Genomic DNA, 16,801 nt, shown 5'->3' on the forward strand with positions numbered 1-16,801 from the left:
AGGAGACGTATGCCTATCGCGAAGATCAACGGCATCGACGTGAACTACCAGGTCAAGGGCAGTGGAGACCTGGTCGTTCTGATAATGGGGACCGGCAGTCCCGGCCGAGTGTGGGAACTGCATCAGGTACCGGCCCTCCTGGCGGCCGGCTACCGGGTGTGCACCTTCGACAACCGCGGTATCGCGCCGTCGTCGGAAAGTGCGACCGGTATCACCATCGACGCCATGGTTGCCGACACCGAGGGCTTGATCGAACTGGTCCGCGACGGTGCCGAGAAGGCCTTCGTCGTCGGAACGTCGATGGGCTCTCGCGTCGCGCAGGAGTTGGCTCTGAAGCGTCCCGATCTGGTTCGCAAGGCGGCGTTCTTGGCCGGGCACGCGCGGGTCGACGAGTTCCAGAAGACTCTCGCCCAGGGTGAGCGGGCGCTGTACGACAAGCGCGTCGAGCTGCCGGGCACGTACTCGGCCGCGGTGACGGCGGTGATGAACCTGTCGCCCGCCACGTTGCGTGATGCGCGAACGGCTCGCGATTGGCTCGACCTGTTCGAGTTCTCGGCATCCTCACCATCCGCCGGGGTGCGCGCGCAGCTGGGCATGGACGACGATTTCGACCGCACCAACGCCTACCGGGCAGTGTCGGTGCCGTGTCTGTCGGTCGGGTTCGCCGACGATCGGATGATCCCCGCCTACCTGGGCAAGGAGCTCGCCGACGCCATTCCGGGGGCTCGATACGTGGAGATCGCGGACGCCGGGCACTACGGATATCTCGAGCGTCCCGAGGCCGTCAATGCGCACTTGCTCGACTTCTTCAAGGCCTGACGCCACCTGAGCACGACCTGCGTTGCTAGGGTCGTGTGGCACCTCACGGTGCAGACTTACCAATCAAACGTTCGCGACGAGTGAGGCGAGATGAGTACCAACCCGTTCGATGACGAAGACGGACGCTTCTTCGTGCTGGTCAACGACGAAGATCAGCATTCGCTGTGGCCGACGTTCTCCGAGGTCCCTCAGGGGTGGCGTGTCGTCTTCGGTGAAGACACCCGCGCTGCGTGCCTGGAGTACGTCGAGAAGAACTGGACCGACATGCGTCCGCGCAGCCTGCGTGAGGCCATGGAGGCCGACGCAGCTGCCCGCGCAGGTGCTGAGGGAACCCCCAGCACCGAGGCTTGAGTTCCGCCTTCTACGAAGGACTCGTACCGCGCCGCCGACGAACCGTCGGTCGGCGCGGTTCTTCTCTGCGGCGAAGCGTCGGGCGTAGTAGTTCCTCGGTGCGTGCCAGGATCCGGGGTCGACGCAATGTTCGCGCACCCCACTCACCCAATGTGACGCCCGCAGCCAGGCCACAGCCGATGCCGAACGCCGCGAAGAGCGAGCTGATACCGAGCAGCAACTGGTCGTTGAGAATCGCGTACAGACCTCGGTAGAGCGAGAGACCGGGCAGCAACGGAGTGATTCCGGCGACGGCGACGATGAGCGGCGGAATGAGCGCTCGACGTGCGAGGAGACCACCGGCGAATCCGACGACCGTGGCCGCGATGGCAGACGCGATGATCGGACCCACAGCCAACGTCTGCGACATCAAGTAGACGAGTGCGCCCGCGAAGCCGCCCATGAACGCTGCCGTCAGTGCGCGTCGCTCGGCGTAGCAGGCGAGCGCGTAGAACAGAGACGCGGCCGCGCCGGCCAGGACCTTGGTGGGCACCTGTGTGATGTCCGGGGGAGGCAGGTTGCTGATCTGCGGCAGATCACTCCCGATCAGGGCCGCAAGCCGCAGCGACGTGGCGACGCCGGCAATGATGCCGCCCGTCATCATCAACACCTCGAAGAATCTGGCCGACGCGGTGATCGGTGCCCCGGTGATCGCGTCCTGTACCGAGCCGACGAGTGAAAGCCCCGACAGCAGCACCGTCACCCCGGCACCGATGATCACCGACGGGGAGATGTCGATATTGAGCTGATCCTGAAAGTTGTACAGAGTGATCGCCGGGGTGGCAGCGACGAATCCGCCGACCACCTGCTGAAAGAAGAAGGGCAGTCCGGCGCGGTTGAGGATGCGACCGATTCGGTCGATCACCATCGTCGTCAGGAAGCTGACGACCGCGACCAACGCGCCGCCGCCGAGCAACACACCGATTGCCGCCGCCATGCCGGCCCACGCGAAGGTCGCGATCCACCGGTTGTACGGGTGCGGGGCCGAGGTGATCTCGTCGAGGCGATCACGCGCGATGCTCGCCGGGACCACCTTGACGCGCACCGAGCGAATGAGGCGGTCGACCGCGGCCAGCCGCGTGAAGTCCATCGAGCGGTAATGGACGATGCGCATCGTCGACGCCGGCGGCCGCGTCGGACCGCGATGTGCGCTCAGCGTGATCGAGTTGTACGTGACGTCGACATCGCATCGCGCGAGGCCGTACGTCGCGGCGATGAACTGCACCTGCGTCGCCGTATCCACAGCAGACGTGCCCGACGCCAACAACACCTCGCCGACACGAACGGCCAGCTCGAGGACCTCGGCGACCGTCGCATCGTCGGTCAGATCGATAGGGCGAAGAGGTGACGGCGCGGCGGTCGGTGTATCGATGGTGGCCCGACGCTCACCGGTGAGACGGCTCAGCGAAGCCGTCAGGTCTTGCAGGAAAGTCATGACCGTCTTTACGTTGCTGGGGTGATCCACCGACAAGGTACCTGTTGTCGCTGAGCGTCCGTTGAACGGTATGCTTGGCTCGCTTCACTGCCTCCTTAGCTCAGCGGTAGAGCACTCGCCTTGTAAGCGAGCGGTCAACGGTTCAATCCCGTTAGGAGGCTCCACTAAAAATTGGGTCTGAACTGGCCTTTTGTGTTACATCTAATGAGATTCATTGCCGACTAGGTAAGCTCGGTGTCACAGAATGTCACAAGTGCTTCAAAACTCGCCGGAACAGCGCCTGGTGAGTCCGCGTATGCCATGGTGGACGGTTGCGGACGAACGCCGGTCAACGCGCATCATTGGATGGCTCGTCGCGACGCCGGACGAGTGACTGCAAAGTGTCGGCCGCGCCCAGTAGCGCTTGGTTCTGGGAATGGACATAGGTGCGCATTGTGAATGCGTTGTCCGAATGTCCCAGCCATGCCGAGATCACAGCAATAGGAACACCTTGAAGGTGCAGCAGAGTCCCGCACGTGTGGCGCGCGTCGTGGAGGCGTATGTCAGACACCTTGCTGTTGATGCATAGCCTGCGCCAATAGTCGCTGACCGTATCGGGATGAAATGGTCGTCCGACAGCGTCGGACACGACGTAGGTGCCGGGGCCGACGTAGGTCGAGCTCTGTCGTTCCGCACCCTGCAAGCGGTGTGCAGTTTCGAGTGCGGATCTGAGGGCTGGAGTGAGGGGAAGCGTGCGCTTGGACTTCTCTGTCTTCGGCGGACCCTCTACGACGCGTCCATTGACCGAGACTCGCGTGTTGTTGATGGTCAGGCGGCCAGCGTGAAGATCGACATCGTTCCATCGAAGCCCGCACAGCTCACCGCGTCGTAGGCCGCTCAGAGCAAGCAACCAGGCGTGGCCGTTCCGGTCGGACGTCGATGCTTCCAGGAGGCGTTGCACTTCGTCCTCCGTGAATGTCTGCATCTCGACGTGCACACGGGGCGCGCGGTCGACAAGCGCGGCAACGTCTCGTACCAATCGCCCTTCTTTCATCAGCCCGGTGAGGACCGCGCTTACGAGGTTGAGCATCGGATTGATCGAAGTGGCCTTCCACGGACGTCGCAATTGGCCATCGGGTTTGACCGAGCTGCCGGCCAGCAGCTCGTTCACCAGAGCGTCCAAGTGGCCTTTGGTCAACTTCTGCACAGCTAGCCCACCGTAAGTATCGCGTAGCGGTTGAAGGGCATGGGTATACGCGGCTTTTGTCGACTCGCGTATGCGTCGTCCGGCAAGCCACTCAGCGCAGGCCTCTTCAACCGTGGTGGTCGAGGAGGGAACGAATGTCCCCTTCGAGACTTCCTCAAGCACCTTGGACAGGGCTGCGCGAGCGTCCTTTTCCGTATGAAATCGACGACGCAACTGCGTTCGCTTCGATGCCCGGGTGCCGGTGGAGTCGGCAACACCAGCGTCGACGGTCATTTGATACCGCAACTCCGTACTGCCGGTAGACCGATTGGTGACGTAGATCTTCTTGATCTGTGGCGGCAGTTGCTGCCTAGCCATCCTCTTCGTCCTGTGTGTTCATGCCCAGTTCGGTCATCCGTCGAAAGAGCTCTTCCGAGCGCCGTCGCGCATCCTCGTACAGATACTGCATCGACTCGATATGTTCGGCGGATTCGTTCTTGGATAGTCCGTTTCGCAGTTGTACCCGGGCGCGACGCATGGCCTTGAGTGCGTCGAGCCATTCGCGAGTGATTCCGACACGATCGTTTCTCGGGTCGAAGGTGTCTCGGACCCACATGTCGAGAGGCGCTTCTGATTCCTCTTCAGTCCATTCTGAGCTCGGTCGCATGAGTCCGGCCTCGCCGCTGAACCAGCGGAGGGCATCGTGAGATTCTTGCGGCAGCCCTGGGAGTACTTCGACCTTCCCTTTGGGAAGGTCAGGGAAGACCAACTGTGCAGGTGAGACTCCCAGTGCCGCAGCCAATACAAGCAGTTCCGAGACGTCGAGGCTCTTCTTTCGGCCTGTCTCCAAGTCTGCAACCACCGACCGGGAAATTCCCCACCCGAAGTCGACAGTTCTGTCGGCGAGCTTTGCCGCGGACAGTGCGGAGTGGTCTTTACCCCGGAGTCGGCGAACTTCCGAGGCGACCCGGGCAACGATTGATTCCGCCCAAGACTGCGTCATAAATACGCAGTCTAGCTGAAAATCCGTCCGTCTTGTGGGTGGGGTACGTAGTTGCTACTCTGTGGTGGAACCACATGGACTGATTCAATAAGTCCCCCAGGATGTGGCTCTACTACACAATCAGTGGAGGTGCTGAAGATGCCCAGACGGCTGCTGTCTGTCCCGGAGGCTATGGCTTGCACGGGACTTGGACGATCCAACTTCTTCAACAAGATCGCGTCCGGAGAAATCCGGAGCGTGAAGGTCGGCAAGCGCCGACTGATCCCGGATACAGCCATCGATGAGTACATCGAAGGTCTCGAGGCGCAATCCGACGCCAGTTCAGGCGTCGCATGAGGCCCAGGGGCAACTGCCCCTCTGCAAACTGAAACGCCCCCGGCGAATCTCGGTGTTACCAGCACCGAGGCCGAGGGGCGTCGAAACCACAACCCGTGAGGAAGGAGCTTCGCCACCGATCATAGAGCGTCTTGATAAGTGATTCAAGACATTTCGCTGACGCACCGTTCTCCGCCCTTGATTTCGGTCAGGGGTAGAACGGGCGATGACGCACGCTTCGATTCGCGATCGCGCGGTCGAACCCTTCTGCTCGCACTCGAACAAGCCTTTGCTGTGAACTTTCTAGCGAAGGCCTGATGTGTTGCAGCAGCGTCGTTTTCTGGCAGAGCCCGACGTAACACCAGCCTGCCGCCGGCCTGTGCACCCTGTGTAAATCCTCTGAGAACGGCCTCGAGGCACCACACGCTCGACTGATCATCGAGCGAGTGGCGATACCGAGCAGCCGCGCGTCCATCGTGACGCGGGGCTATCGGACGTGGAGCGGACAACGTGGGTGCGGAAATTGGCTCAGGGGCCATGGGGGGTCCGAGACAGACCGACGAAGTACCACGCCTTTGAACCCAGCCGCTATTGAAGAGGACCCATGAGAACCCTTGACCATCATCGAATCGAGCCTCACCTGCTTTCACTCGCACGTCGACTTCACCCGTCACTGCCTGTGCGGCTTGGCGATCGAGCCGGATTCCCCAAGCCCGCCTTGGCATCAGCGGCCAAGCGTGATGAATGTCCAGGCTGTAGCCATTACAAATCCAATGACGCACTGCACGAGCTGTATTCAGCCGTACACCGAATACCAGCAAGGCTTGAATCGCCCGTCTATCGGTCATCACCTGATTGGCCACCAGTGCCAGTGTCGCGTGCATCAGGTGCAACACATGCCATAGGCGTTACGAATCCGATAGAGCCCACTCGCGCCACAGGTCCTTCACCGCTGATGCTTCCCTCTCATGTGTTGTCGGGCAATAGGCCCCATTCGGGTGATGCCTCCGTCACCAGTACGGCGACCTATTCACCCAACGCCCGCCGCGGCTCCGATACATCCCTTAGGAGACTGGGGTGCCATGCGTCCCTCGCCACCATTTCGCTCATTACCCGCAACTCCTGCATTGGAAGTGAGACCCACCATGCCCGCTGACATCATCGCGTTTTGCAACCAGAAGGGTGGCGTGGGCAAAACCACCGAGACCTTCCACCTCACCGACGCCGCCGCGCGTGCGGGCAAACGAGTTCTCGTCATAGATATAGACCCGCAAGGCAACCTCAGTACGGTCCTCGCCGCAGAGTCACTTGCTCTCGACGACCTCGGTGTCGCAGACGTGCTTTCGGACTCTTCGGGAGCAACGATCGGCGACACAGTCGTACCCTGCATCTGGCCAGGTGTCGACCTGGTCCCGACAGTGCCCGGGAACGAATCGCTCGCGTATGTGAGAGACCAGCTGGTGGTTGCGGGAGCGGGGCGCGAGCGCCGACTTCGAGATGCGCTCGAAACCGTTGCTGATGAGTACAACGTCATCCTGATCGACTGCCCGCCCAGCTTGGACCTGCTGACTATCAACGCACTCGTCGCGGCACGCAAAGCTGTTGTCGTCAGCCAATCTGCGCTGTTCTCGGCGAACGGCTTGGCGCGATTACGCCGGACAATCGACGCGGTCAGACGAAGCTACAACGCCGACCTCCGCCTCCTCGGTGCGGTGATCAACCTGCACGAGAACCAAACCATCGCCGGCCGAGAACAGCTCATCGAGATTGCAACCAGCATTGACATTCTTGGAGATCCAGTGCCGAAACGAGTCGTCATCAAAGACTCGATGGAATCGCAGACCAGTCTGAAGGACTGGGGAACAACCCAAGCGCGGAGCCTGTGGACTATCTATCGCGACACAGTCGAGATCCTCTTTGATGGAGAGCAGTGATGGCGCGGCCCGAGCGGATGAAGAGTGCACTGGCCGGATCAAGCCCCGTGAATCCACCTCACCCGGGGAACAACACATCTCAGCCAGTCGCGGAAACCTCACTGGTACAGAAGAACTCAGAATCAACGGTGGATCACAGCAAGTGCAAACGCTCGTACTATCTCTACACGGCCACTGTCGACGATCTCCTCAACGCCGCGGAGGCACTATCCGCGACACCGGGAGCGCCGCGTGGCCCATCGGATCTGGTCAACGCAGCGGTGGAGGAGTACCTTGAGTCGCTGCGTCTTCGGTTCAACGACGGCAAACCGTTCCCCAAACGGACAGGTCCGCTCGCGCGTGGACCCAGGATTCGCTGACCGGTCTATCAACTAGCCACTGTACTTTTCACCCGCTATCGCGGCTACATCGCACTCCAAGTCGGTCCGACGCAGCTGCCGACCGATACATTCCCGGAGATCAGGAGGCAACACAAATGGATAGTTCCGTACGCGGTATCGAGAACCTGCCGTTGCTTACTTTGGACGAGGCGAAAGCTCGGGCTCTCGACACCGACTTCCATCGCTGCGATTCAGCGTGGATGCACGGCAAGATTGTGCCGCACTGGTTGCTGCAGGACGCAATTCGGTCCGGTGCAGTTGTCTACGACCGTTCCGTGTGGGGAGAACTGGCTTTGTCTGCGAACTTCACGGAACCGAACCGGCATGAAGTCACCTTCGTTATCACCTACGGGTTGGACGGTGCACCCAACGTCGTGGACGGGAATACAACCGACTACCCATCCAACTTCAACCAACTCGATGATGCCGCTCAGAACGCCGTACCATCGACGCTCGTTCCTAGTCCTGAAAGTGCATTAACTTGGCTGGCGTTCCTGGTTGATTCCATCAACGAATTGCATGCCCGGGCTTGCGCGTTCGTGCGATGGTGGCCGCAGCAGTCGATTCCATCGGTTGGGGAAGATCGGATGCACTAGCTCATCCTCGCTCCGGTCGAGCGCGCCGACTGCGTGGTCGAGGATCGGTTACGTTCTGGCAATACGCGGTCAAACCGTGCACCGCTGCTACGGCGGTTACAACTTGCGACCCAGCGTGAAGAACCCGACAGGCTTCAATGAAAGTGCTGTATCAGCCCTACTCGGCAACACTTCAGTCGGCGCGTGAGTGCGGACCGGAGCGACGGCAGCGAGCTGGACAGTTCGGTACCAGTCGCCCGGACCCGTGCGTTCGTGCTGCTATGTCGACGCGGCGTTCGCCGGGGAGGGCGCGACGGGACTGACTGGGGGATGACCGACCGATACGGTTCAGCCCGTGTCTCTCATAGTCCGGTCTCGGCTGCGCTTGTGCGCACACGCTCGCGAGGGCCGTGCTCGCCTGCTGCTGCGGTGATGGCCCCTCCGAAAGTATCGGAGGGGCCATCGGCGACTGGTTCCGGTCAGCCGTTTTGTGGACCCGGTCGTCGAGGTGAGGGCCTGCGTTCGCGACCATCTTCATCAGAACTTTGAGGGCTTCCCGTTGACGAGAGCCGAGACTGGGGGCTGGGCGACGTTGAAGTGACATGCCGGCCTCGGTCTGGTCCCATTCGTTCGCGGTTATGTGCGCGAGGAGCGAGGTCATGATCACGGATTTGGCCCGGATGAGTTCTGCTTCGAGGATCCTCGTAGAGGGCCTCCCAGGCCCTCCAATCTCCAAGGGCGCCGCAGTGTGTTTAGTTAGCCAGTGTCCACTGAGAGCTCCGTCTGATCGCCGAGTTCCAAGCTTCGGATCGAGATCAAGGATCTGCTTTGGCGCGAGACTCCCGGGTCGCCGGGAAGACGCGACTCGACCACGTTGAAGATGGCGCGGACGGTCGCGCCTTCTTGCGCGGCTAGTTGGGCAACTTGGATAGCTAGTGTGTTGTCCAGAACGGCCGCGCTGATCGGTGGCCTTCCCTCCGGAATGAAATATAGGGTGCCGATCGACCGCCTGAAGCCGTCGATGGTCCCGATCATTGTTTCCGATTTTTGCGAATCCACCCGTGAGTCGAGTTCGAGCTCGAGGCGCGTCGCGCCGTTGGGAGTCAGGGCAACAGTTGATAGTCCAACGCGCCGCTGGCGTACGGTTCCGTCAATTGTCCAGCCCGCTTGTCGGCTGGAACGGATTGCGCGGCGAAGCCCTTTGCGTGCGCCCTTCGGGAGATCTGCAATCTCAGCGACGAGTGGGCTATCGACGTCGGGGTCGCTTGCGTGGCTGAGAATTGCTGCAATCGACCTCAAGGCGTCGGAGTCCACAGAGGATGCCGTCGTTCTGCTGTCGACCTGCTGGGTTGGGTCGATCTTGGGTGTTGGTGCACGCAAGACAACCCTGACAGATCCAGGTGTCGCGCCCTCGATCAGTAGACCTTCGCTGTAGCGGCCTTTGCCTGCGCGATGCTTCGCGGTCTCTTTGACTGCTTCACTGAGTCCGGCTACGAAGGCGGAGAAGCTCTTTGCACTGGTCGCGTTGTTTTCGACACCGGGGCCGTCAAGGTGCACGTCGAATTCGGCCTGCTCAGGACCGGCCTCTTCGACGAACACGTTCAGAAGTTCCTGATTGTCGCCGACGATTCCCGCCAGCAGCGAACCGCGCAGTGCGCGGTCGGCCTCGTCGTCTCCGGTCGTGTACTGAAGTGCGACCCGCAACCGTGCTTCCACATCGCGTGAGTCTGCAGCTGTCACAAGATCACCTCCAAGTACCCTTTGACCGCGCCCGGCACAAGCTCACCGTTTGGGCCGTTGACAGAAGACCAGCGTAGATCCCAAATGCCGAGGGCGTCTTCGACGTCCGGCATCAGGAACGTGTCCAGAAGACCCCCCATTGGATGCAGCTTCTCAGTCCACCGCGAGGGCTCTGAAGATGTGGCATTCAGGAATGTCCATAACGGGAACCAACGCGGGTCGTTGACCTTTGCCACATACTCCTCCATGGGTACGACAACAACAATGTCCGCGTCTTCCGGCGCAGCCCACGGCTTCTGTGTCACGAAGCCGCCATCGATCCAGAGGCGAGCGCTGCTGAATGCACTTTGCACGAGACTTGAGTACAGGACTATGGCTTGGTGGATGAGCTCGCGGCGAGGGCGGAATGGGGCGTCCACCACGAAGGCCTGGTAGATCTCGTCGAGTGTCGCTTTATGGGTTCCAGGGGGAAGGGTCGCGTGCTTCCCGCTGCAAGCTGGGATCACTCACTGGCTCGATGTGGTCGGTGGACTCCGTCTAGCAGCATCCATTTCTCCTGTCGGATTGGTGTCAATCGTCGGATCTTGACACGGCCGGAGACCATCTGGCGGCGTCGGGACCGATTCGTTACGCGGCTGTCGATCAGACGAATGACCCTGGATTCTTCGCGGGATAGAGCGCGTGACCACATTCCGACCACACATGCGGGTCATTCAGGGCGATGTCGCGTGTTGTCCAGGAAGGTGTTGAGGTAGCTCGCGAGTGTTGTGGCGGTTCCGTGTGGTAGCCAAGGAGGGTTCAGGCACCTTCCTGTACCCCTCAGCGCCGAAACGACAGCCCGCAGGTACCCGTGGAACGGTGCCTGCGGGCTTCGTCGCATTGCGGTTACTCGTCGAATAAGGTGGGCTCAGGGTTTGGTGGCGTGTCAGCGAGCAGCTCTTCCATCAGAGGCGGCGTCGCCGGCGCTTCCCAAGTCGGAGGAATGAACGCTTGAATCACACCACGTTTCGCGCGGTATTTACGCCCAACCTTGATCACCAGATCGAGCCTCGTCAGATCATTCAGATCTCGGGTTGGGGTTCGCTCGCCGACCCGGGCGTAGAGCCGTGCGAGTTGGGTGTTCAGGTCTGTCGCCTCTTTCGCGGTGATCCAGCGCTCTTCCGGCATGACGAGCGCGAGTTCGCGCTGTCGTGTGCGGGTCTCAGTGTCTGGCATGGTTCGGAACACCTCGTAGACGTAGCTTTCCCAGTGGATCTGGACGTTCTCGGCTTTAACGACCTCGATCTGCTCGCGCAATTCGTCGAGGAACCCGTCAAGGGCGTAGCGAACGAAGTCGAACACATCGCCCTGTGCTGCATCCAGTGCGCGGTAGTAGCCGTGATCCCGAGTCTTGTTGTAGTGGTCCGACAGGAGGTTGGTCGCGACGATCGGAACGACGCCGGATTCGGAGAGGATCTGCACCTCGATCAGTCTCGCCAACCTGCCGTTTCCGTTGCCGAATGGGTGGATCCAGGCGATGTAGAGGTGTGCAAGCATCGCAGCCAGGACCGCGTTGACGAATCGGTCTTGCACGGGAGCGTCCGGGGCCACTTGTCCGCGAAGGTCGGTTAGCCACTGCACGAACCGATTAATCAGACCAGGTACATCATCATAGTGAGGCGCTAAGTACCGGCCGGCGCTGACATTGTGTCGACGAAGCATGCCCGGTACGACCTCGGGTTCATCGGGGATGCCATCGAGAATTTGGGCATTCAGGCTTTCCAGGCGCGCGCGGGTAACCGGCAGTTTCTCCCCGGCGCGCAGAGCTTCATCAGTCTCCGCGATCGCTCCCAAGACGTTCTGAACTTCCCGTTCCTGGTACTGGCGTGACTTTCCCACGTGAGCCGTGCCCATAGCAACGATCTGTTTGACCTCCTTCTCGCTGAGAGTGTTGCCTTCGATGGCTGTCGTGGCTTGGACGCCGCGCGCCAGGTAGACAGAACTCATCTCGGCAGCCCTAGCGGGCTTCAGTGGCACACCCGCAAGGTGTTGGCACTTGCTCATCGCCTCGCCGAGCGCCAGCCACATGGCCGGAGTGATTCGCTTCGTGTCGATCTCGAAACTGATATACGGGTGCTGCTCTGGCCGAGTCATACGCCGAATACTAGCGCGAATATCGACCGCCTGAACAGCGGGTTCTCATTACTTGGGGTGTTATTCGTCCATTTCATCGTCCACCTACCGCGCCGCTTCTGCCCGGGCCTTGGAACGGCAGTCGCGCAGTCGGTCGGCGTCTGCTGCTCCAGATGGTCTCCCCAGGTCATCCAAAGAAAACTGGACTCAGTTTGTGATCTTCCGTATACACGATCGAGGCCTGTCTGATGCACTATTAAGCGTGGCCACCAAACAGATTCTTGCGCGCGCGCCGGAGGGCGGATCGCGCACGCTGGAGTGGGTCGAACCCGGCGAAGGACTGTCTTCCAATGCGTTCGCGGAGGTTGAGGCGTCGGCTCGGGGCTTGCCACTGCGTCTCGGGACCGAGATGCTTCTGCGTTTTGCGGCGGTACTCCGTGGTAGCGGTTTTTCGGCAACTGATCTTGAGCTTGCGGACGGGAATCTGAGGGTCCTCACGGACCCGAACGTTGTAGACGGGGTCGTTGAGGACGCTCTCGATCTGCTACACGACGGCTCTGCCGAGGATGTCGTCGCGTATTTCCGCACTGACGCGCGTTACGTGCACGTTATTGCCGTCGAGATGCGACTCGATAGCGGTGGGGGGCGAGTCACCCTGCGGCGAAACGGATGGGTCACGGTGCACGACAATGACAGCACGCCGCTCGTGAAGTCGAGTCTGCAGACGACGTCAGAGCTTGTTGGGCTGGTGTGAAGGAATTCTGGGCCAGTCTGCAGGTCGCCGCCGCCTTCGGACTGTTCCTTCTCTTCGAGCCGGTATTGGATGACGTCCTCGCGGATCATGGGAACCTGGGCCTTATCCTCAAATACGTAATTGGCATCGGCGTGACTTCTGCAGTGATTCACGTGGCAAGCGGGCGGTTCCTTGAGAGACCCACGCTGGAGGTGGACTGGGTCTACCAGCGAACCGAAACTGCGGGGCCGATGGTCCAGCTCGATTATCCGGCCAGCAACCTTGGACGAATCCGAGTGTACGAACTAAAGGTGAAGTTCGCGGGCACATCCCAACTGGCCAGGCGAATGCAGCAGTGGTGCCTAAAAAAAGGCGCAGTGGTCAAGGTGAGATTTGATCCAGACCAGACGGCAATGTTCGTCCAGGAGATGTCTGGGTCGTCACAGTCCGGTGCTCGTGTCGCTTCCCCGCGGGAAGTGCATTTCGAGATCTACATGTTTCCCGTGGGCGCTGAAGCCAGTTGGCTGGAGATCAGCATTGAGGCGTATCCGGGAAGTAGCTCCGTGGCCTATCCCCAATGCGGATACTCAGTCGAAGTCAACGGAATTCCTGGCTGGCTGGCATCTTTTCTCATGCCAATCTCGTCCCCCGTTAAACAGTTTCAGTTAAGGAGAGTCTGAATGTCGAACTTGGTTGAGGGGCAGCTGTACTGCAGCCCAGTGGTAATCAGGTCGAAATTCAAACTCGATGCCCTAGCAAACGGCCTGCAATCGCACCTGTATTCCGGGCAGGTGCCTTCGACCGGTTGGGGCAGTATCGCCGATGATGCCTCTCCGCTCAGGAAGATCACGGCGTATCGCCCACAGATCAACGCGCCGAAGGTACTGGCGGCCAGCGGTGGGCTTCCTCGTCGACTGAAAGGGCGTTACTACTGGGATGCAGCCGACCCGGCCACGCGCAAAATGTACACGAGAATTGGCAAAACGCCTGGCAGTCCAAGCGAGTACCACGTCTTCAGTGCGGTAGACCTCGTCATAGGGGAGACGGCGGCACCCGGTCAGTACGCCGGCATCTTCACAACGCGTTCCCAGGATGAAATTGCAAGATACGTTAGGGACGGCCTTAGAAACACGTTCGCGGCTATCGATCCGGCGTCCGTCGTGCAGATGGACAACGTTCAGTTCGTCGTAGACAGTGACTTCTACATGTGGCTGGTGCATCGATACAACGGCATCGCGCAACTCAGTGGTGATCTCAAGGTTGAAGTAGTCCGCACCCTGTCGTCGGAAGACGGCCTGAAACGGCCCGCAAACCTCAGTTCCGGTGCGCACGTGGACCGCGCGGCTGTCGCCACCTACGTGTTGGAACAGTCCGGGAAGCTCGGCCCGTCACAGTTCGCCGTCCAATACAAGCCCCTGGACCTGACTCTGGAAATCGACCTCCACGGGGACGGGAGCTTCCAGGTTGTGGTTGGAAAGTCCTTCTACAAGAACCGAATCAAGCGCGACTTGCTCGGCCCCTCATTGGTTGATGATGCCATTTATGAGGTGCTGCCCGCACTCATGTCTGCGTACGCGAGCGACGGAGCCTGGCCTACACCCGGGCGGGATGACTTCCTTGACAAGGCAAAGAAGGTTCTGAGGCATCACGCGCGTTAGGTCCGTGGCCAAATAGAACTGAACACCAGCACGCTGTACAAGACTCCGCCAGTTGCTGACGCCAGCAACGTGGTGCATCTTGGCCAGCATGGACACACCATGGACACACCATGGACACACCATGGATGACGGTTCAGGAGTCTGCCACCTATGCTCGCAGTGGGCGCGCACTGGTCTATCGCGCGCTCCACACAGGCGAGCTCCGGAGCATGCAAAACACACATCCGAAGGGGACGTGGCGGATCCATCGCGACGATCTCGACGCATGGCTGCGGGGGAGTAGCCCCGAGCAGTCGCCGACGAAGCTCAAGCGCGTCACTCCCGAATGATTCAGTGCGTAGATCTGCTTACCGGGTCGGAAACGAGCATCTAAAGCTGCCTGTAGTTCGAGCCACAGAGCGTTAGCGCCGGGCGTATGTGCGGTGCCCCTCTGAGCGGGGTGCAGGGCGAGGCGCGCGTGATGGGTCTGATCCCCGCTCGGGGCGTCGCGCTCCGGCGATTGGTAGCGACCGTGACAGAAGCGATCGTTTCTGTCACCCCCCTTGATCGACGAATCAGCCGATCCGTCGACCAGCCGCCAGGTGGTGCCAAAAACGTACGCGAAACCCCTGCATGTCAAAACATCCAACTTGACGAGTTGTGGCACAGTAGACGATTGTGGGCCACAAATACGGATACGCCAGGGTCTCGACCGCCGAACAAAACCTCGATCTACAGAGCGACGCTCTGAGCTCCTTCGGCTGCGAACGCATCTTCACCGACACCGCCAGCGGATCCACCACTACCCGGCCGGCACTGACCGAACTGCTCGAGATCCTTCTACCCGGTGATGTGCTCACCGTCTGGCGACTCGACCGACTCGGCCGCAACCTCCCGCACCTCATCGAGCTCATCGCAGACCTCAAAGCCAGGGGAGTGGCCTTCGCATCCGTCACCGAACAAATCGACACCACAACCGCCGGTGGGGAACTCGTCTTCCACATCTTCGGTGCCCTCGCCAGCTTCGAGCGCCAACTACTCCGTGAGCGCACACAAGCAGGCCTCGCCGCAGCCCGTGAACGAGGCAAAGTCGGCGGCCGCCCACCCGCGCTCACTGTCACCAAAAAGCGGGAGGCAACCCGAATGCGCAACCAAGGCAACACAATCGGAGACATCGCAGACGTCCTAGGAGTCAGTAAGCGTACTCTCTATCGTCACTTCCAGCAGTAAAATGAGTCTTGCTCATTCCGGCTTGGTGAAGGCCTTCCTGAACCAGGAGGAGTCAAACCCGCGCTGAGACCATCGGGACCCGGAAGTTGCCTTCAACGCCAGCACCAGAAGCGAATCTGTCGTCTCTAAATCTTCACTCGCCTTACGGCGAAACTCGCTGATAGGCAGGTCGGACTCTACGATCCACACATTGTCAACGTGATGCCACCACTTACGGCTGAGTGTTTTGATTCGCTTGTGGACTTCTTTTTGGCGATTAGCGTCAGTTACGCTGCATATTACGACGAAGTTGGGTGCCGCCATCACTCCTCCTCCTCTTCTTCTTCCTCGACCTCGCCGATGGTGTTCTCAGTGCGCGTTCCCGCAGGTAGTGGTGCGACAGCAAGGCCACCGACAAACTCGCCGTTCTCGCTATCTCCGTAGATGCGCTGCTCGATTGCGACATATTCTGTACCCGATATTTGGCCTAGCATTAGCCGTTGCGGCTTTACAATACATAAGACAAATAGTCCAACGATGATCGCAACTATTAGGGTTCCGCCAAATATTAAAGTTGGCAACACAAGGTACTTTGACTCTGATGATGCCAAAAAGCCTACGGTGCCAACCGTGCCGGATACAATCACCGACAATGCGACACCCCAAAAGGCAAGAATTGTTCTGGGGTTCGATGTCGTTCGCTTGACAACCCCCTGCATGTGTTCGACCACAGTTCATCTTAGATCCTGTGTGCGAGCGGTGATGGCAAAGCGTGCACTTAGCCGCGCTACCGCGACACCGAGCGGGGTCGGCCTCCGTCGCTCCCGCGTAGTGTTTCTACGGCCGGGAGGTGGTGACGCCCCGGCGGCGACAAGCATGATGCGTTCCGCCTGCCGGCCGAATGCTCCGGCCAGGCCAGATCAGGCCACCTGACGGTGTCCACAAATCGCACCGGCCGAGCTTCATCCACCGAAGTTGCATGATGCACGAGAAGCGCAGCGCACGGTATCTGAACTCTGAGCTGGGGATTGATGGATGGTTGTGATTGTAATGATGCGTAAGTCCGTCTACAGTTGGACTTAGGCAAACAGTGGACACAAGCCCACAAAGGGCGACTACCGAGGTGCTGTCACACCCAGATAGCCGCCCCTTGCCCGAGGTCTCCTCTTGTCAGCGCCGGCGGGTCAAGCTAGCAGCCAACTGGAGTCCTAGAGCCAGCAGCTCGATCACCAGTAACACGGTGGTCGAGCTGTTGCCGTATACAAGCAGCATTGCTACCCCTCGCATACACATCGCACCCTGCGTAAACGCAGTCGCAACGCTCTCGGCCCGCGAAGGCCTCGGTTCTTCAGGT

19 protein-coding genes and 1 tRNA gene are annotated in these 16,801 nt (G+C 60.2%); 12 read left to right on the top strand and 8 right to left on the bottom strand.

The annotated features are described in order from the left end of the window. The first annotated feature begins 9 nt into the window (after nucleotides 1-9). Nucleotides 10-819, top strand: coding sequence for an alpha/beta hydrolase (locus tag AB0O58_RS20990; RefSeq protein WP_027495671.1), 810 nt, complete (start codon nucleotides 10-12; stop codon nucleotides 817-819). 90 nt (nucleotides 820-909) lie between these two features. Then, a complete protein-coding gene (locus AB0O58_RS20995) occupies nucleotides 910-1,170 on the top strand; it encodes an MbtH family protein (protein WP_027495672.1) in 261 nt (86 codons plus the stop codon). Between the two features lie 10 nt (nucleotides 1,171-1,180). On the opposite strand, the gene AB0O58_RS21000 is transcribed toward AB0O58_RS20995, so the two are convergent. Then, on the bottom strand, nucleotides 1,181-2,644 hold the full coding sequence (locus AB0O58_RS21000) for a threonine/serine exporter ThrE family protein (protein ID WP_027495673.1): 1,464 nt from the start codon (nucleotides 2,642-2,644) through the stop codon (nucleotides 1,181-1,183). A gap of 89 nt (nucleotides 2,645-2,733) precedes the next feature. On the opposite strand from AB0O58_RS21000, the gene AB0O58_RS21005 reads away from it, so the two are divergent. Beyond that, nucleotides 2,734-2,808 (top strand) — tRNA-Thr (locus tag AB0O58_RS21005). Nucleotides 2,809-2,972: 164 nt separating this feature from the next. On the opposite strand, the gene AB0O58_RS21010 is transcribed toward AB0O58_RS21005, so the two are convergent. Both AB0O58_RS21010 and AB0O58_RS21015 read right to left on the bottom strand, forming a co-directional pair. Further along, complete coding sequence (locus tag AB0O58_RS21010; RefSeq protein WP_366238728.1) at nucleotides 2,973-4,103, bottom strand: site-specific integrase; 1,131 nt, start codon at nucleotides 4,101-4,103, stop codon at nucleotides 2,973-2,975. Between the two features lie 76 nt (nucleotides 4,104-4,179). Then, entirely contained in the window at nucleotides 4,180-4,812 is a 633-nt protein-coding gene (locus AB0O58_RS21015; RefSeq protein WP_366238729.1) for a helix-turn-helix transcriptional regulator, read from the bottom strand. A 138-nt stretch (nucleotides 4,813-4,950) separates the two neighbouring features. Here AB0O58_RS21015 and AB0O58_RS21020 point away from each other — a divergent pair, with 138 nt between their 5' ends. From AB0O58_RS21020 to AB0O58_RS21035, 4 genes are all read left to right on the top strand, one after another. Further along, on the top strand, nucleotides 4,951-5,148 hold the full coding sequence (locus AB0O58_RS21020; protein WP_008709982.1) for an excisionase family DNA-binding protein: 198 nt from the start codon (nucleotides 4,951-4,953) through the stop codon (nucleotides 5,146-5,148). A 1,061-nt stretch (nucleotides 5,149-6,209) separates the two neighbouring features. Further along, nucleotides 6,210-7,061 (top strand): AAA family ATPase, encoded by an 852-nt coding sequence (locus tag AB0O58_RS21025; RefSeq protein WP_366238730.1) that lies wholly within the window; start codon nucleotides 6,210-6,212, stop codon nucleotides 7,059-7,061. Nucleotides 7,062-7,189: 128 nt separating this feature from the next. Further along, a complete protein-coding gene (locus tag AB0O58_RS21030; RefSeq protein ID WP_249305506.1) occupies nucleotides 7,190-7,420 on the top strand; it encodes a hypothetical protein in 231 nt (76 codons plus the stop codon). A 116-nt stretch (nucleotides 7,421-7,536) separates the two neighbouring features. Continuing rightward, entirely contained in the window at nucleotides 7,537-8,037 is a 501-nt protein-coding gene (locus tag AB0O58_RS21035; RefSeq protein WP_366238731.1) for a hypothetical protein, read from the top strand. Between the two features lie 735 nt (nucleotides 8,038-8,772). On the opposite strand, the gene AB0O58_RS21040 is transcribed toward AB0O58_RS21035, so the two are convergent. From AB0O58_RS21040 to AB0O58_RS21050, 3 genes are all read right to left on the bottom strand, one after another. Continuing rightward, nucleotides 8,773-9,756, bottom strand: coding sequence for a hypothetical protein (locus tag AB0O58_RS21040; protein WP_366238732.1), 984 nt, complete (start codon nucleotides 9,754-9,756; stop codon nucleotides 8,773-8,775). Continuing rightward, a complete protein-coding gene (locus tag AB0O58_RS21045) occupies nucleotides 9,753-10,109 on the bottom strand; it encodes a hypothetical protein (RefSeq protein WP_366238733.1) in 357 nt (118 codons plus the stop codon). The genes AB0O58_RS21040 and AB0O58_RS21045 overlap by 4 nt, the downstream gene beginning before the upstream one ends. Nucleotides 10,110-10,641: 532 nt before the next feature. Beyond that, a complete protein-coding gene (locus tag AB0O58_RS21050; protein WP_366238734.1) occupies nucleotides 10,642-11,889 on the bottom strand; it encodes a Fic family protein in 1,248 nt (415 codons plus the stop codon). A gap of 241 nt (nucleotides 11,890-12,130) precedes the next feature. Here AB0O58_RS21050 and AB0O58_RS21055 point away from each other — a divergent pair, with 241 nt between their 5' ends. The 5 genes from AB0O58_RS21055 to AB0O58_RS21075 all read left to right on the top strand — a co-directional run bounded on the left by AB0O58_RS21055 (nucleotide 12,131) and on the right by AB0O58_RS21075 (nucleotide 15,468). Beyond that, nucleotides 12,131-12,622, top strand: a complete 492-nt coding sequence (locus AB0O58_RS21055) for a hypothetical protein (protein WP_366238735.1) — start codon at nucleotides 12,131-12,133, stop codon at nucleotides 12,620-12,622. Next, nucleotides 12,619-13,281, top strand: coding sequence for a hypothetical protein (locus AB0O58_RS21060; RefSeq protein ID WP_366238736.1), 663 nt, complete (start codon nucleotides 12,619-12,621; stop codon nucleotides 13,279-13,281). The genes AB0O58_RS21055 and AB0O58_RS21060 overlap by 4 nt, the downstream gene beginning before the upstream one ends. Next, on the top strand, nucleotides 13,282-14,259 hold the full coding sequence (locus AB0O58_RS21065) for a hypothetical protein (protein WP_366238737.1): 978 nt from the start codon (nucleotides 13,282-13,284) through the stop codon (nucleotides 14,257-14,259). A 125-nt stretch (nucleotides 14,260-14,384) separates the two neighbouring features. Then, the gene (locus tag AB0O58_RS21070) at nucleotides 14,385-14,588 is read left to right on the top strand and encodes a helix-turn-helix domain-containing protein (protein WP_366238756.1); all 204 of its coding nucleotides are present in this window, start codon (nucleotides 14,385-14,387) and stop codon (nucleotides 14,586-14,588) included. Between the two features lie 328 nt (nucleotides 14,589-14,916). Further along, entirely contained in the window at nucleotides 14,917-15,468 is a 552-nt protein-coding gene (locus AB0O58_RS21075; protein ID WP_366238738.1) for a recombinase family protein, read from the top strand. Nucleotides 15,469-15,480: 12 nt separating this feature from the next. Here AB0O58_RS21075 and AB0O58_RS21080 read toward each other — a convergent pair whose 3' ends face one another. Together AB0O58_RS21080 and AB0O58_RS21085 are read right to left on the bottom strand one after the other, a co-directional pair. Further along, entirely contained in the window at nucleotides 15,481-15,771 is a 291-nt protein-coding gene (locus AB0O58_RS21080) for a hypothetical protein (RefSeq protein ID WP_366238739.1), read from the bottom strand. Beyond that, nucleotides 15,771-16,178 (bottom strand): hypothetical protein, encoded by a 408-nt coding sequence (locus tag AB0O58_RS21085; RefSeq protein WP_366238740.1) that lies wholly within the window; start codon nucleotides 16,176-16,178, stop codon nucleotides 15,771-15,773. The genes AB0O58_RS21080 and AB0O58_RS21085 overlap by 1 nt, the downstream gene beginning before the upstream one ends. Between the last annotated feature and the right edge of the window lie 623 nt (nucleotides 16,179-16,801).

It is taken from the genome of Rhodococcus sp. NPDC080181 (assembly GCF_040702225.1).
GTDB lineage: Bacteria > Actinomycetota > Actinomycetes > Mycobacteriales > Mycobacteriaceae > Rhodococcoides > Rhodococcoides fascians.